Below are 14,903 nucleotides of genomic sequence, written 5' to 3'. Positions count from 1 at the left end.
TCTGCTTTGATACGAGCCCGTTGGGTGGCGTTCGGTTGAGCACCGGCTGAGCAGAAAGGCCCCGCCACCTGCGGTGACGAGGCCCATTCGTTCCCCTCGACTCTACGCCGCGCCCTCCCGGATGGCCATGGGTACCGTGGAGCCGTCCATATCAGCATCGCTCGACTGCGACGCTCCAGGCCCCCGCTCCGGTACAGCGCCCGGCGCGGGGGCTTCGTCGCGCGGCTTCCGCGCCCGCGGCACCAGCGCCGCTGCGCGCTCCGCAATCTCCAGGTCGACTTCCTTCAGCAAGGAGGTGTAGGTGTCCGACGCCAGCTTGATCGTCGAGTGCCGCAGCGTCTCCTTGATCGCATGCAGGTCTCCCCCGCCCGCATGGATCAGGGTCGCCGCGCAGTGCCGCAGATCCCGGAGATTGATCGGGGGCAGGCCGGCCGCCTTGCAGATCCGGCGGAACTCGTCCGACACGCTCTCCGGATGCAGCCACGTCCCGTCGACGTCGGTGAAGACCTTCCCGGTGTCCACCCAGTCCGCGACATCCTTGCCCTTCTCCCGCTCAGAAGCAGCGTGCCGGTTCCACGCCTGGCGCTCCTCCAGCTGCCGCTCATGGTGGGCGCGCAGGACGGCCACGTTGACGCTGTCGAGGCCGATCGTGGCCGCCGACCCGTCCGTCTTCGGGTCGTCCTCGATCGGCGTCCAGCCGTCCACGACGATCTCCTTGGCGATGGTGATCGCCTGCCCGTCAAGGTCGACGTTCACCCAGTCCTGGCCGACGCCTTCGCCACGGCGCAGGCCCCGGAACGCGATCAGGTGGAAGAACGCGTACAGCCGAGACGACTCGGCCTCGTCGAGGAACTGGCCGATCTGCGGCGGCGTCCACACCATGACCGCGGACGGCTTCTCGCCCGTCTTCCGCCAGTGCTCGACGTGCTGCTCGGCCCACAGCACCGCCTTCGGGCGCTTGCCCGAGGCCAGCTCGACGTGCGCGGCCGGGTTGAACGTGATGAGCTGCCGCTTGATCGCCGCGTTCAGTGCGGCCCGCAAGGTCGCCCGGATCCGCTGCTTCGTCGCCGGGCCAGTGATCTCCCGGTAGGCCGGCATCGCGGCCAGCTTCTCCCGCTCGACTGCGAGGCGCGTGGACTCGACGACCGGCGGCCGGGAGTTCTTCCCCCACTTGCAGCGGGCCTCTTGCTCGCGCCGCGCCTGGTTCTCCGCGCGCACTACTTCGTTGCGTTCGTCGATCCCGTCGAAGAACTCCTGTGCGTGGCCGACGGTGAAGCGGTCGAGCCGGTAGTGACCGACGCCCGGCTTCAGGTGCACCCGGATGTGCGACTGGTAGCCGTTCGCTGTCGTCTTCTTCGTCTTCTTCGCCCGGGCCTCGGCGAAGACGTCGAGCCACTCCCCCACGGTCATTGCCCCGTCGAGGGGGACGCCGACGCCGAGCTTCCGGGACACCTCGGTCGGGTCGGGGATGGAGCCGCGGGTCTTCTGGAGGTCGGCAAGCAGGTCGCCAACGCGTCGCTCTGCGTCTTCGTCGTCGCCGGCCAGGTCGAGGATGGCGCGTATGCGGTCGAGGTCGGTCTGTGCGTCGGTGAGCTTGGTGTAGCCGGTGCGCTGGAAGCGACGGCGCTGGCCGTCGGCGTCCTCGGGGAGTTCCTGGCTGACGCGGTGCTTGCCGTGGTTGCGCTTGGCCAGCTGCGGGCACTTCGTGCCGAGCCGTTTGCCGTCCGGACCGCGGCACTCACACCGCTTGCTGATGCCGCCGGCGCGGCGGGATACGGCCATCGTCTCTCCTCCCGACTGAGCTACTCGTTCAAGGGTGACTTGCCAGGAAGAGATATGTGACCAAGGCCCACTTGAAGAACAAACTTTGCAGTTCTGTTCAGAGCGTCGAGCATCTCCGGTGTCATATGCCCAGGTCGGATGCCGAACGCCAGGCCATGGCGCGTCTTGAATGGAATGATCACCTCCCCGTCTGGCAGGTCGTCGCTGAAGAAGTACCAAGCCTGCGCTTGCGGTGACTCCACGCAGCCTCCCCCATCTCCCGCTCAAGTGTTCGATTTGCGGCTTAGACCAGCACCCTTGTGGTCAGTGGGTGTGCCGCAATGATCGCACCATGTGTACGAAATCTCTACAGGCTACCGGGATTGGTCACCCAGAGTGACGCTAAGGGGAGTGCGTGATTCAGCGATCTTCACCCGATTGGGGTGGAACCAGGGAATCGATCAGGTGAAGCAGGCGCTCACGCTGCTCCGGTGGCAGCCTGTCGAGCTTTCGAACATAAGCGACCGCTTCCCCCGTTCCGACACGAAGGGGCTCCACTCCATGGAACTGGGCACCAGCGGCATCCTGGAGTCGCTCAATGGGCAGCCTGTACCCCTCAGCGAGCGCGCGCAGTTCCCAGAAGTCAGGGGGAGTAATCCCCCCCCTTTCCCCACCCTCCAGTCGGTAGATGCGACCGCGCTTCACGCCCTTCCCAGTGACAGGGTCAACCGAACGGCCTTCAACTTTGGCCAAGCCCTCACCAAGCTCCGCGCGGCGACTCCTCAGCAGATCGGTGAACTGGGTCCGCGGTTCACTCTGTTCAGGGGTTGTCGACGAAATCTCATTGGGTGCCATAGGGCTCATCCTGCCATTCCTCCTGGCCAGGTAGCTGGGCGCACGTTCAGGCTCTACACGAATCCTTGAAACGCACGTGCAGGTCACCCCTGCCGTTCATCCATCTCACTGAACAGATTGTTCAGCACGCGGGCCAGCCTCGCCAGGTAGCACGGAGCCTTTGACCGGTTGCATCCGTGCGCCCCCTCGTCCATCTTGCTGGACAAACTGTTCATCCATATGGAAAGCTCACGGGCATCGCTTCCATCTAGATGGACACATCGTCCAGTGGAGAGAACGTGAGCAACGAGAACACCTCGCCCACCATGTACGCGGTCGCCAGCGGCGACCGGCTCAAGGTCCTCATGGAACGCACCGGCACCGGTCGCTCGATCAGCAGCCGCAGGCTCGCCGAGGCCACGGGCATTGCACACGGCACCATCGGCGCCCTGATGGCCGGCACCCAGCGCACCATCCCCGAGGACAAGGCCAAGGCCATCGCGAGCGTCTTGGGCGTCGACCTGCTGGTGCTGTTCGTACCGATGGAGCGCGCGGGACGCGCCTGCATCCCCCTGCAGGTCGCCGTATGAGCGCCTCGGCCACCGCTCTCACCTCGAAGCAGGTCCTGCAACTCCCGGCGATGCCCACTGCTCAGGACGCCTTTGCCGCCCTCGGCATCTCCCGCGACCTGGGATACCAGCTCATCAAAGACGGTGAGTTCCCCGTCGAGGTCATCAAGTTCGGTGCGCGGGCACTCCGTGTCCGCCGCAGCGACCTCCTGAACTTCCTCGGCCTCTCCGAAACCGCTGCTGCCGAGGTCCAGTCGGCAGCAGCCACCAGTGACGACGGCGCCCCCGGGGTCCAGCCGAAGGCGCCGTCCGAGCAGCCCGCCCCCACCAGCGCCAGCAAGTAGAGAACGGGGTCCGCTCGTGACTGAGCTTCCCACGACGGCCGAGCCGTCGACCACCGACAACCACCGCGTGCAGCGGGCCCTCGCCGAGATCGAGGCCGCCAAGCAGGACTGCACCCCCGACGTCGTCAAGTGCCTCGACGATGTCGCCGACCTCGTCCGGCAGACCGGCGACCCTGACGCCGTGTTCGCCAGCGTGCTGGACGGCTTCGCCCGCGAGGAAATCCGGGTCCTGGCCGCCACGCACCAGGTGCGGCTCATCCCGTCCACCCCGGACGCAGTCTCCTCCGGCGTCCTCACGGAGACGGTCGTGTTCTGGCAGTACGACGGCAGTTCGCTCGCAGCCGTCCCGCACGGCCAGCGTTCCGTCGACACCCTCGCGCAGCTGCGCGCCGCGATCGCCGAACGGGCCGAGGAACAGGAGCTGGCCGACGACTTTCAGGCCTCCGTCGCCGCCGGACACGTCGAGGACATCGAGTCGTGGCACGCCCGCACGTCCACCCGGGCGTCGCGTTGACCACCGCCCCGGCGCAGGCCCGGGACACCCCGGGCCGCGCCCCCGGCCGCCAGCACGTCGTCGGCGTGCTGGTCGTCGACGCCGAGAACGTCCGTGCTCGCTACGAGTGCTACCGCCCGGGGTGCCCCAAGCCCCGCGAAGAGCCGATCCGGCCCTCCGCCATCAAGGCGTTCATCGACGGGATCAAGGCCCGACACCTCAGCCAGTACCACGAGGAGCAGCGTTGACCGACCCACAGTCCATCGATCTCCGGGCAGCCGCCCGCGAGTTGCACGACGCTGGCCTGTGCGTCCTCCCCGTCAAGGCGGACGGCAGCAAAAAGCCGGCCGTGTCCTGGCTTCAGTACAAGGTGAACCGCACCACTCCCGCCGACCACGACAAGTGGTTCGGCGGGGGCCGCCCTGCCGGTATCGCCGTCGTCTACGGCGCGGTGTCCGGCAACGTTGAGATGATCGAGTTCGAGGGCCGCGCCATCGGCCTCTTGGACGAGGTCACCGAGGTCATGGAGGCGTACGGTCTCGGCGAGCCCTGGGCCGCGATCCTGAATGGCTGGGTCACCGAATCGCCCTCTGGCGGCCGGCACTTCCGGGTCCGCGTCGAGGGCGGCGACGTCCCGGGCAACCGCAAACTGGCCTCACGGCTGGCCGAAGAGCACGAGTACACCGACGAGGAACGACAGCGGCTCCGGGAGAAGCCGAACAGCCGCATCATCCGCGTCGAAATCGAGACCCGCGGCGAAGGCGGATATGGCCTGGTCGAACCGTCCGGCGGTTCCGTCCACGCCTCGGGCAGGCCGTACACCCGGATCGCCGGGTGCCCGGCCACCATCCCGACCGTGGGCGCGGACGTCATGGACGCGATCCGGACCGTCTGCCGGATGTTCGACACGCTGCCCGTGCCCGAGGCTCCGAAGACCGCGCCCAAGCCGCAGGCGCCTCTGCCCGGCGGCGGCCTGCGACCTGGCGAGGACTTCGAAGCCCGGGCGGACTGGTCCGACATCCTGCGTGGAACGTTCAGGCCGCTCGTCACGCGTGGGCACACCACCTACTGGGGCTGGGCCGACGGCGTCGGCAGCGTAAAGGCCACCACTGGCCGCGACCCCGAGCACGACAGGCTGTGGGTGTTCGCGACCGGCAGCGAGTTCACGGCAGATGTGCCCTACTCCAAGTTCGGCGCCTACACGCTGCTGGAGCACGGCGGCAACTTCAAGGCCTCGGCCGCCGGGCTGCGCCGCCAGGGGTATGGCACCGAGCCGCCCCGCCGGCGCCTGTCCTCCGTGCCCGCGCAGCACTTCGCCGACGGGTCCTCGGCGCTCGACCCCGATCACGCCCCGGACTCGCAGGAGGGGTTCGAGGGCGGCCCCCAGCTGCGCTCTGTGCCGTCCCGTCCCGAGCTGGACATCACCAACGAGGCCGACGGCATCGACGGGGTCCTGGCGCTCATGGCCGACGGTCGTCTGCCTGACCTCTACAAGCGGTCCGGCGGGCCGTGCTGGGTGTACCGGGACGACAACGACGACCCGGTGGTGCAGCAACTGGGCACGGACAACCTGCGCGCCTACCTCGCCGACCACGTCACCAGCTACACCGTGAAGCGGAACCCGGTCACCGAGCAGTTGGAGGAAGAACGCGAGCTGCTCATGCCCAAGAGCTGCTCCACGATCCTCGGCCGGAAGGACTGGCCCCTGCCCGTCCTCCGGGGCGTCGTCACCTCGCCGGTCATCCGCCCAGACGGCACGCTGCTCGACTCCCTCGGCTACGACCGGGCGACCGGCCTGTACCTGGAGCCCAGGGTGCCGCTGCGCCGCCTCGTCCCCCAGGTGACGCGGGACAGTCTCGACAGGGCCAAGAGCATCGTCCTCGACCAGGTGCTGAAGGACTTCCCCTGGGTCGCGGCCAGCGACCGCGCACACTTCCTGGGCGCACTGCTGACGCCGATCCTGCGGCCGTACTTCCACGGGCCAACGCCGATGTTCGTGCTCACCGCGACAGCCGCCGGGTCCGGCAAGAGCCTGCTGAAGGACATCTTCCGGCATTGCTACGGCATCGCGGACACAGCCTGGCCCGAGAACGACACCGAGCTGCGGAAGAGCATCACGACGCAGCTGTACGGCACCGGACAGCCCGTCGTCGTCCTCGACAACCTCCCGAACGGCTGCATCATCAAGTCGCCCGTCCTGTCCGCCCTGCTGACCTCCGAGGTCTGGGGTGACCGCGTCCTGGGCGCCACGTCCAAGGTGACCATGCCGAACGATCGCCTCTGGATCGTCACCGGCAACGCCCTCCGCACCGGCGGGGACAACGGCCGCCGCGTCCTCTGGGTCCGTTTGGACCCCGACTGCCCCGACCCCGACCAGCGCGACAACTTCACCGTGGGCGACCTCCGGCCCTGGCTGCGCAACAACGCGTCCACTCTGGTCGCCGCCCTCGTCACCCTCGTCCGCGCCTGGGTCGCCGCGGGGACGCCACAGGTCCACGTCCGCAAAGGCGACTACAGCGAGTGGGCCAGCCTCATGGCCGGCCTGCTCGACTTCCTCGGGGTCGAGGGCTGGATGGCCGACCGCAGCGAGGCGCGGGACCAGGACGACGAACTCCAAGAGTGGGCGCTCTTCCTGGAGATGTGGCGGGAGACCTACGGCGGCGAGCCCCTGACCACGGGGGCCGTCATCAAGGGCCTGCCCAACCACGTGCCGCGCAAGGGCGACGAGCCGCCGAGCGCGAACCAGCTGGGCATCTGGCTGAAGGCCCGCGCCGGCCGCTACTTCGGCACCCACAAGGTCGTGATGGTCGTCGACAGCCACAGAAAGCAGAACCTGTGGCGGGTCGAGGTCCACGCGGACCGCGGTACCGGCGGGCACGAGTCATGACCGGCTGTCCTGCGGGGAGTGCGGGGACTTCGCGGGGACCTCTGCGGGGACTCCACCGGGCCCCTGCATCTGGGGCGACCTGCACGGATGCGGGGATGCGGGGACTTGCAGGGGCCCGCCCCGCTCCCCCATATAGCGCGCACGTCCCGCATGCATCGCGCATCACATGTGCCGCACGTCGTCGCACGGCAGTTCTGAAGGCCTCCGGCATCAAGGGTTTTTTCAACTCCCCGCGAGTCCCCGCATCCCCGCAAAACCGCTGATCAATGCCACTGCGGCACTTGGCGGGAGTCCCCGCAGGACTCCCGCCAACTCCCCGCACTCCCCGCAAACCACCAGCACCCGAATCGAGGTGACCCCTTGTCCGCGACCTTCACCCCGCGCCCGTACCAGCGCGACGCCATCACGGCGCTGCGCGACGGATGGAAAGGGCAGCACAACCGACTCGCCGTCGTCCTGCCGACCGGCGCCGGAAAGACCGTCGTGTTCTCCAACCTCATCAGCGAGTGCCTGCCCCAACTGCGAGGACAGCGCGCGCTCGTGATCGCACACCGGGAAGAACTCATCGAGCAGGCCGCCGCCAAGGTCCGCGCCGTCCGCCCGGACCTCCGGGTCGGCATCGTCAAGGCCGAGCGCGACGAGCACCAGGACGTGGACGTGATCGTGGCCAGCGTCCAGACCCTGGCAGTGCCCAAGCGTCGAGAAGCCATCCGGGACATCGGCCTGCTCATCGTGGACGAGTGCCACCACGCCGCCGCCCGCACCTACATGGAGGTCCTGGAGCACTTCGGCGCCTGGCGCGGCGTCCCGACCGCCGGCTTCACCGCCACGATGACGCGCACCGATGGAGGCCTCGCCGAAATCTGGGAAGACGTCGTCTTCACCCTCGACATCCTCGACATGATCAGCGACGGCTACCTGTGCGACGTCCGCGGCAAGCGCATCACCGTCGACACCCTCGACCTGGACAAGGTCCGCACCCGAGGCGGCGACCTGGTCGACGGCCAGCTGGGCAAGGCACTGGAGGACTCCGGCGCCCTGGACGCCATCGCCAAGGCCTACGTCGACCACGCCGCCGACCGGCCCGGCGTCGTCTTCACGCCGACCGTGGCGACCGCCCAGGGCGCCGCCGACTCGCTGCGCGCGGCCGGCATCACCGCGGCCCCGGTGTGGGGCGAGATGAGCCGGGACGACCGGCGCGCAACGCTCGCCCGGTACGAGGCAGGCGACGTCCAGGTGCTCACCAACTGCATGGTGCTCACCGAGGGGTTCGACGCCCCGCACACCAGCTGCGCCGTCATCGCCCGCCCGACCAAGTCGGCCGGCTTGTACGTGCAGATGGCCGGCCGCGCCTTCCGCCCGGCCCCGGGCAAGACGGACGCCCTGCTGCTCGACGTCATGGGCGCGTCGACCCGGCACAAGCTGGCGTCGATGATCGACCTGACGGCCCGCGAGATCGGCCAGGCCGAGGAGAACAAGACGCTGCGGCAGATCGCCGAGGAGCACGCGGCGGCTGAGCAGCGGCGCGCACTGGCCGCGCGGATCGACGCCGAGGAGATCAACCTGTTCGGGTCGTCGGCCATCCGCTGGCTGCGCACGGATCGGGGCACGTGGTTCATCCGGCTGACCGGCGCCATGTTCCTGTTCCTGGTCCGGGACCCCGGGACCCGGCTGTACCGGATGCGCCGCTGGACGCAGGCAGACGGCGTCCACGCGCCGAAGGACGACGTGGCCCGGCCACTGCCAGAGGCCCTGGCGTGGCTGGAGCAGCAGGCCAAGGTGCTCGCCCCGGGGGCATTCGTCGCCCGCCAGGCCCGGTGGCGCAGGGAGCAGCCCAGCGCGAAGCAGCTCGGCCTGTGCCGGCGCCTGGGCCTCGCGGTGCCGCGCGGCAGCACCGCCGGGGACGTCGCCGACCTGATCGACCAGGACCGCGTCGGCCGTGTCCTCGGCCAGCTCATCCTTCCCGCCGCTTGACGGTCCGGGCCTGTCGCTATCAGGCCCGGACCTCCACCCATCACACCACGGAGGACCCCATGGCACTGCAACTGTCCGGCCTCAGCGCCGACGACCTCGCCGAAGTCGTCGACTGTCTGCTACTGGGAGCGGAGCAGACCGCGAACTCCGAGATCGCCGAGCGCCGCCGCAGCATCGCGCACGGGATCGGCGACGCCCTGGACGCGCTGCCGACCCCCGAGGGGAGCGCCCAGTGAGCGCCCGGCAGATCGCCTTCGGCGGGCCGCGGCGTATCCAGCGTCGCCGCACGAAGGGCTGGCGTGCACCGCACGGAGCCGTCTACGTGGGGCGCGGCAGCAAGTGGGGCAACCCTTTCGTGCTGGCCCCGGCCGCATCCCTACGAGGTGGCGTGCTGGACATGTGGGCCGTCGAGTACCAAGGCCGCAGGCTCGCCCGCTGGGACGACAGCGCCGCAGCACGCGCTGACGCCGCCGATCGCTACGCCCGATGGATCCGCGAAGCCAAGCAGGCCGGGCTCGCCAAGGCGGCGCGTGCCGAGTTGATCGACCGGGACCTCATGTGCTGGTGCTCGCTCCCCGAACCCGGCCAGCCCGACCACTGCCACGCCACCGTCCTGCTCGAACTCGCCAACCAGCCTGCTTGACCACCCACCAGAAAGGCCCGACATGACCACCGCGCGCTACACCGCCGACAGCATCACCGACGACTCCCTGGACGAGCTATACGAGAACGCCAACCGAGGCTGGCGCCGGGGGGACGAGTGGAAGGAGCGGGCCCTGAAGGCAGAAGCCGCCGTCAAGCGGGCCGAGCGGCTCGCTCGGAGGTGGGCCATCCTTCGCGCCCATGGTGGCGCCGCTGTCGAGCTTCGCGCCACCCTCGCCGAACCCAAGGAGAACGCCACCCCGTGACCTGCGAACTGTGCGGAAACGTGACCAGCGGCTACCTGTGCACCCGGCACAGGGAGCGGCTGGCCGCCGGGCTGCAAGAGCTGCCGGCCCTGTACGACGAGGTCGGCGAGTGCCTGGTGCCCCGCCGCTCCGGCTGGGGCGAGATCGTGGCGACGAAGAGCGCGGCCGGCCCCCGCTCGCCGATCAACGAGGACGTGCTGGACACAGTCACCTGGGGCCGCGCCGCCGAGGTCATGCGGCTGTGGCGGACCGACGTGCGGCACGTCCGCTGGCCCCACCGGGGAGCACCGCCCCCCGGTGGGCTGGCAGAGGACTGCCGCTGGCTGGCACAGCAGCTCGACTGGATCGTGGCCGCCTACCCGGCAGCCGGTGAGATCGCCCGCGAGGTGCAGGAGTTGGAGCTCCAGGCCCGGAGTGTCGTCGGCGACCCGCTGCCGCGGGCGCAGCGGCTCGGGACGTGCGTCGCGGTGACCGACGACCAGGGCACCGTGTGCGGAGCCGTGATCTCCCGCATGCCGGGGCAGACCCGACTGGCCTGCCGGTGGTGCGGCTACGTGTACGCGACCGCGCAGGACTGGGCGCGGCTGCAGCACTTCCAGCCCGCCGAGTCAGCATGAACTGCTTGCACCCAACACCCCTGTTGGATAAGATCGTTGTGATGGACCCGAAGCCCTGGCGAGACCGAGTTCGCGACGAGGAAGAGCTGTTGGCGCAGCTCAACCAAGCCGCATCCGATGCCGCCTCCCGACGAGCCCAAGCCCTTCGCGACGGCGTGAAGGAACTGGGCACCGTGGCTGACGTCGCCCGCGATCTCGGCCGCAGCTGGCAGGCGGTCGACCAGGCGCTCAAGCGAGACGACCGCAAGAAGGCGGCCAAGCCGCCCACAACCGAATAGACAGCGAGGGCCGGGCAGCAGCTCCCAGGTGTTGGCGCACCCGGGGCGATCGCACCGCCCGACCCTCCAGCCCACGAACGAGATCGGACCTCGTCATGGACCAGCAGCACCTTAACGCGCCCACATGCGCGAACACCTCCCCCGGCCGCCGCGTAGTCGCCGCCGGCTACGTGCGCCGCGCACCCCAGCCGCAGCCCGACCCCAGCGACCTCACCGTCGCCATCCGCGTCGGCCAGAAGATGCTCGCCACCTACGGCGACCCCACCGGGTTCGACGTCTTCGCCTACGCCCAGGCACACGGCGGACTCGCCGAAGCGTTGCGCATCCTCCTTCGCGCCCTCAACGCCGAGACGGGTGACGCGCGATGACGAAGACGCCCACCCCCTCCACCGAGGCCCGCGACCTCCGCGCACTCCTCGAAACCGTCGTCCAGGCCCTCACACTCCCCTACGACCTCGACGACTACGACGCCCGGATCCTCCGCCGCGCCGGCCTCGTCCGCGTCCTGGTCCGTGAAGCCCTCGCCGAGCAGCCCGGCAACCTCGGCTGGAACCTCGACTACCTCCGCAACCAGCTGAACGCCGAGCAGGCCAAGGCCGAGCGGGGTGAGCGCCTGTGAGCACGCCTCCCCCCATCGGCAAGGCCGCCTCCGTCAAGGTCGACGCGCAGCTGTATGACGACCTGGAGACCATGCTCCGCACCGGTATGACGGTGTCCGACGCCGTGCGTACCGCGGTCGCGATCGTGGCCGGCACCTACCGGGCCGCATGGGCGACCGGACGCTGCCCGGACGGGGTCCGTCCGACGATCACCCGCTACTGGGTTGACCGGTATGACGCAGGCCAGGAGCCCGCACCCGGCACCGTGCAGACGACCGTCCCCACGCCGTATACCGAGCGTCCGACGCCGCGTCCGACCGTCACACCACCGCGCCAGACGGTCCGACCGGCGCGTCCGACACGACACCCGACCGGTCCGTCATCGGTACGACAGCAGCCGCGAGACGGCTCGTGATCCTCGCCGCCGTGTTCGCGCTCGCCGCCCTCGCGGCCCTGCTCGGCCTCGCCCTGGTCGACCTCCGCACCGTCCCCCCGATCACCGGGACGTGCGCCTTTGTACTCACCTGCGCCGCGCTCGCGGTCGCTGTACTCCGCTGAGGACCCCCTGTGACCTTCGTGACCATCGGCGGTTGCACCGTCGGAATCTGCATCCTCATCTACCACCTGGTCGAGTGGTGGCCCGGCCACAAGAGCCTGCGCGGCAACCCCCTCCACTACGCCGCCGACCTCGGCCCGTTCCTGATCGCGTGGGCCTACGGCTGCCTGACGATCCTCGGCGTCGGCGGACTGATCGGCTGGGCAGCCCGCACAGCCCTGTGGATCAGCAACTGGCTCGGCGACGTCGCCCTCGTGTGGGGCATCGGCGGGCAGGCCGGCACCCGCGCGAGCGGGACCGGCTACCTGCCGCTCACCCAGCCCGGCGGCGCCATCGTCCTCATCCTCACGGCCGCGCTCGTGGCCGCGGTGAAGAAGTCCCGGTACGGCGCCGACATCAAGCGCGGCGCCTGGTGCGGTGTGTGCCTCGGCACCTCGGCGGGGATCGCCGGGTTCGCCGCGGCGCCGCTCGCGCTGGCCGTGAACTGGCTCGGCGACCGCGTGTTCGGGGTTCTGTGATGGCGGCCGTGGAAGAGCCCGAGGCGCGGTCGGGGGCGGCCGGGGCGTGCGTCCTGGTCGTCCTCGGCGGGGCCGTCGTCGGGGTCGCGTTCGCGGTCGACGAGGCCGCAGGCGTCCTCCTGGTCGTCGTCGCCGGGGGCGTGGCGCTGTGGCGGTCCGCCCGCCGCCGCATGTCCGATTCGTCCGCCACTCCCCCACCGGGGGAGGAGCGTCCCTCCTGCCGCGAATGCGCAGGTCACGAGCTTGTGAGCGTAACCCCTCTCGAAGGCCAGAAGGGGATGTTGATCTACGTCACGGCCGACCCCGATCGCCCTAACTACAGCCACACACACCTCAGTCCGGGGGTGAACGACCGATGATCCGACGCATCCTCGCCGTCCTCGGCTACGAGTACTGCGCCGAGTGCGGCTGGTGGACCCGGCCCCACTGCGGCCACTGACCAACCCCGGCCTAGGACAATCCGCTTGAGTCACTTCCGCTGACCGAAGGCCGCCAGGGATGATGTCGGTATGAGTGACCTCATCAGCGCCCTGATCTCGGCCTTCGGTGTCCTGGTCTGCACCGTGGTGCTCGCCATGTCCATCGGCTCCGGAATGTCGGCCCTCTGGATCGCATTCTGGAGTGTGACCTTCCTCGTTGCCCTGTACGCACTCGTGCGTGACGTCAGGCACCTTTGCGCAGGCCAGATGAACTGACAGAAGACCCGGCGCCACAGGCGCATCATGGGGGCATGGAGCAGCACATCCGCCCCGGCCACCTCACCGCCGCCCAGACCCGCCAAGTCCTCGGCGACATCAGCGCCGGCGCCCTCCGCAACCTCGTCTGGCGCGGCAAGCTCACACGGTCCGGCGGCACCGAACGGTACCCCTACTACGCCGTCGCCGACGTGACCACGCTCGCCGCCGAACGGCAACAGCGCGGCGCCGCTTGACCGCAGGTCAGACACTGTGTGACGATCGCTGTGCACAACTGTGCCCACACGAGGCACCACAGACGCACGACAGAGCCCCGGACCGGACCACCGGCCGGGGCTTCGTCGTGCCTGTCCGCCGCCCGGCGCAACGGGCTGGAGGCGGCCCTGCGGGAGGCGGCAGCGCCCAGCGGCGGACCCCAACGTCACAACACAGCCACACCACCCACACGAGGCCTCTACACGGCGCATGATGCCCCCGCAGACCAACCATCCCAGGGGGGAACCGTGAGCCAACCGAACTACCAGCCGCAGCAGCCCGGTTGGGGCGGCACGCCGCCGCCACAGGCACCGAAGAAGACCAACGTGGGCAAGGTCATCGGCCTCGGGTGCGGCGGCTTACTCGGCCTGTTCGTCGTCGTCCTCATCATCGGTGCCGTCGTAGGCGGAGGAGACGACGGGAAGCCGGAGAGCAAGCCGACGAGCGTCAGCGCCGAAGACAAAGCCAAGGCCCGCGAAGCCGCCGGCCTCCCGGCCGAGCCGAGCGCCGAAGCCCGCAAGGCTTTCCTCGACGCACTGAACGCCATCGATGCCCGCATCATCAAGCCCGGCAAGGACGACCAGGCTGTGAGCCGCGGCCTCAACCAGTGCAGCTCGGTCAAGTCGTCGCCGGACGACACGGAGGGCCTGGCGAAGTCGGCCCTCGGCAGGTTCACCATCGACACACGCTTCCCTGAGATCAACACCCAGGAGACCGGCAAGAAGATCGTGGACGCCGTGCGAAAGCACCTCTGCCCCGACTTCTGACACACCCAGCTCCGAGCCCGGTACGCGCACCAGCGCGGCCGGGCTCACGCACGCCAGGAGGACACCGTGATCGAGCTGCCCGACCTCCCCGAGAGCATCACGCACGAGCAGGCTCGCGCAGCCCTGGCTGTGCTCGGCCTGCTCGGCTCCGTGAGAAGCATCGAGCTGGACTGCATGGACGGTCTCACGGTGGGCCTGCTGGCCCAAGACGCTGAGGGACGCAAGGTCAAGGTCGGCAACGGACCGGCGCTCATCACCGTGCAGATCCCGTTCGCATAGGAGAGCACCATGCTGCACCGCCTGCTCATCGTCGCTGAACTCCAGGAGAAGGAGCCCGACGACGGTTGGGCCCAGTACCAGACCACCGGCCGCGCATGCGTCGTCTGCCCCTGCGGATTCAACACCGGCTTCATCCCCAAGGCCGAGGCAGCCTCGCAGTACCGCGCGCACGCCGACGTCGCCCAGGCCCTCGCACGCCAGGAGGGCACCGTGACCGAGGCTACGCGCAGCACCTTCCGGCTCCACGACGATCCCCTCATCCGGCAGGCTGCCGTGTACGGGCCCGAATTCGTCAACCAGGTGCTGGCCCTCAGGAACACCATGCAGCAGGTCAAGGAGACTCTCGCCGCCGAGGCCAGCACGACGGGCCACTCAGACCACCGTCTTCGAGCGCATGCTGCCGAAGAACTCAGGACCGCGCAGACCCTCGTGTACGCGCGGCAGGCCGACGTCGCCCAGGCCCGCGCCATCCTCGCCCAGGAGGAAGTAGCGCTGAGCGAGGCCATGACCAACCTGAACAAGGTGATCGACTACCTGATCAAGTCGAGCTGAGCATGCCTGCGCGTAAG

At 69.4% G+C, this 14,903-nt stretch carries 23 protein-coding genes; 22 read left to right on the top strand and 1 reads right to left on the bottom strand.

The features are described 5' to 3' along the window. Positions 1-102: 102 nt before the first annotated feature. A complete protein-coding gene (locus CTZ28_RS35695) occupies positions 103-1,782 on the bottom strand; it encodes a site-specific integrase (protein ID WP_121893887.1) in 1,680 nt (559 codons plus the stop codon). A 1,112-nt stretch (positions 1,783-2,894) separates the two neighbouring features. Between CTZ28_RS35695 and CTZ28_RS35690 the strand changes: the two genes are divergently transcribed. The 22 genes from CTZ28_RS35690 (at position 2,895) to CTZ28_RS35595 (ending at position 14,886) form a co-directional block, all read left to right on the top strand. Beyond that, entirely contained in the window at positions 2,895-3,185 is a 291-nt protein-coding gene (locus tag CTZ28_RS35690) for a helix-turn-helix domain-containing protein (RefSeq protein ID WP_183154759.1), read from the top strand. Beyond that, the gene (locus CTZ28_RS47420) at positions 3,182-3,508 is read left to right on the top strand and encodes a helix-turn-helix transcriptional regulator (RefSeq protein WP_183154758.1); all 327 of its coding nucleotides are present in this window, start codon (positions 3,182-3,184) and stop codon (positions 3,506-3,508) included. The genes CTZ28_RS35690 and CTZ28_RS47420 overlap by 4 nt, the downstream gene beginning before the upstream one ends. Before the next feature lie 16 nt (positions 3,509-3,524). Then, on the top strand, positions 3,525-4,022 hold the full coding sequence (locus CTZ28_RS35680) for a hypothetical protein (protein WP_121893885.1): 498 nt from the start codon (positions 3,525-3,527) through the stop codon (positions 4,020-4,022). After that, on the top strand, positions 3,986-4,249 hold the full coding sequence (locus CTZ28_RS35675) for a hypothetical protein (RefSeq protein WP_121893884.1): 264 nt from the start codon (positions 3,986-3,988) through the stop codon (positions 4,247-4,249). Before CTZ28_RS35680 ends, CTZ28_RS35675 begins: the two co-directional genes overlap by 37 nt. Further along, positions 4,246-6,888, top strand: coding sequence for a bifunctional DNA primase/polymerase (locus CTZ28_RS35670; RefSeq protein ID WP_121893883.1), 2,643 nt, complete (start codon positions 4,246-4,248; stop codon positions 6,886-6,888). Before CTZ28_RS35675 ends, CTZ28_RS35670 begins: the two co-directional genes overlap by 4 nt. Positions 6,889-7,248: 360 nt before the next feature. Further along, positions 7,249-8,862, top strand: coding sequence for a DEAD/DEAH box helicase (locus tag CTZ28_RS35665; protein WP_121893882.1), 1,614 nt, complete (start codon positions 7,249-7,251; stop codon positions 8,860-8,862). Between the two features lie 59 nt (positions 8,863-8,921). Then, on the top strand, positions 8,922-9,098 hold the full coding sequence (locus CTZ28_RS47415; RefSeq protein WP_183154757.1) for a hypothetical protein: 177 nt from the start codon (positions 8,922-8,924) through the stop codon (positions 9,096-9,098). Further along, positions 9,095-9,505, top strand: a complete 411-nt coding sequence (locus tag CTZ28_RS35660; protein WP_259471967.1) for a DUF4326 domain-containing protein — start codon at positions 9,095-9,097, stop codon at positions 9,503-9,505. The genes CTZ28_RS47415 and CTZ28_RS35660 overlap by 4 nt, the downstream gene beginning before the upstream one ends. Positions 9,506-9,527: 22 nt before the next feature. Then, positions 9,528-9,770, top strand: coding sequence for a hypothetical protein (locus tag CTZ28_RS35655; RefSeq protein ID WP_121893881.1), 243 nt, complete (start codon positions 9,528-9,530; stop codon positions 9,768-9,770). Beyond that, complete coding sequence (locus CTZ28_RS35650) at positions 9,767-10,387, top strand: hypothetical protein (RefSeq protein WP_121893880.1); 621 nt, start codon at positions 9,767-9,769, stop codon at positions 10,385-10,387. Before CTZ28_RS35655 ends, CTZ28_RS35650 begins: the two co-directional genes overlap by 4 nt. A gap of 41 nt (positions 10,388-10,428) precedes the next feature. Further along, the gene (locus CTZ28_RS35645; RefSeq protein ID WP_121893944.1) at positions 10,429-10,665 is read left to right on the top strand and encodes a hypothetical protein; all 237 of its coding nucleotides are present in this window, start codon (positions 10,429-10,431) and stop codon (positions 10,663-10,665) included. A 95-nt stretch (positions 10,666-10,760) separates the two neighbouring features. After that, positions 10,761-11,033: a hypothetical protein gene (locus CTZ28_RS35640; protein WP_121893879.1), complete on the top strand. Its 273-nt coding sequence runs from the start codon at positions 10,761-10,763 to the stop codon at positions 11,031-11,033. Next, entirely contained in the window at positions 11,030-11,284 is a 255-nt protein-coding gene (locus tag CTZ28_RS35635) for a hypothetical protein (protein WP_121893878.1), read from the top strand. Before CTZ28_RS35640 ends, CTZ28_RS35635 begins: the two co-directional genes overlap by 4 nt. Next, positions 11,281-11,679, top strand: a complete 399-nt coding sequence (locus CTZ28_RS35630; RefSeq protein ID WP_121893877.1) for a hypothetical protein — start codon at positions 11,281-11,283, stop codon at positions 11,677-11,679. Before CTZ28_RS35635 ends, CTZ28_RS35630 begins: the two co-directional genes overlap by 4 nt. Then, the gene (locus tag CTZ28_RS47410) at positions 11,676-11,822 is read left to right on the top strand and encodes a hypothetical protein (protein WP_183154756.1); all 147 of its coding nucleotides are present in this window, start codon (positions 11,676-11,678) and stop codon (positions 11,820-11,822) included. Before CTZ28_RS35630 ends, CTZ28_RS47410 begins: the two co-directional genes overlap by 4 nt. Before the next feature lie 9 nt (positions 11,823-11,831). Beyond that, entirely contained in the window at positions 11,832-12,338 is a 507-nt protein-coding gene (locus tag CTZ28_RS35625; protein WP_121893876.1) for a hypothetical protein, read from the top strand. Beyond that, complete coding sequence (locus CTZ28_RS35620; RefSeq protein WP_121893875.1) at positions 12,338-12,697, top strand: hypothetical protein; 360 nt, start codon at positions 12,338-12,340, stop codon at positions 12,695-12,697. Before CTZ28_RS35625 ends, CTZ28_RS35620 begins: the two co-directional genes overlap by 1 nt. A gap of 150 nt (positions 12,698-12,847) precedes the next feature. Continuing rightward, positions 12,848-13,033: a hypothetical protein gene (locus CTZ28_RS35615; protein WP_121893874.1), complete on the top strand. Its 186-nt coding sequence runs from the start codon at positions 12,848-12,850 to the stop codon at positions 13,031-13,033. Between the two features lie 35 nt (positions 13,034-13,068). Then, positions 13,069-13,269, top strand: coding sequence for a hypothetical protein (locus tag CTZ28_RS35610; RefSeq protein WP_121893873.1), 201 nt, complete (start codon positions 13,069-13,071; stop codon positions 13,267-13,269). A 345-nt stretch (positions 13,270-13,614) separates the two neighbouring features. Continuing rightward, entirely contained in the window at positions 13,615-14,055 is a 441-nt protein-coding gene (locus CTZ28_RS35605) for a hypothetical protein (protein WP_147481246.1), read from the top strand. A gap of 66 nt (positions 14,056-14,121) precedes the next feature. Next, positions 14,122-14,334 carry a hypothetical protein gene (locus CTZ28_RS35600; protein ID WP_121893871.1) on the top strand — a complete coding sequence of 71 codons (213 nt, stop codon included), beginning with the start codon at positions 14,122-14,124 and terminating at the stop codon, positions 14,332-14,334. 9 nt (positions 14,335-14,343) lie between these two features. Then, on the top strand, positions 14,344-14,886 hold the full coding sequence (locus CTZ28_RS35595) for a hypothetical protein (protein WP_121893870.1): 543 nt from the start codon (positions 14,344-14,346) through the stop codon (positions 14,884-14,886). The last annotated feature ends 17 nt before the right edge of the window (positions 14,887-14,903 follow it).

Source organism: Streptomyces shenzhenensis (assembly GCF_003688995.1).
In the GTDB taxonomy this organism is placed as follows: Bacteria; Actinomycetota; Actinomycetes; order Streptomycetales; family Streptomycetaceae; genus Streptomyces; species Streptomyces shenzhenensis_A.
The sequence above is the reverse complement of the archived record's forward strand: the minus strand, read 5'-3'. Positions and strand labels throughout refer to the sequence as shown.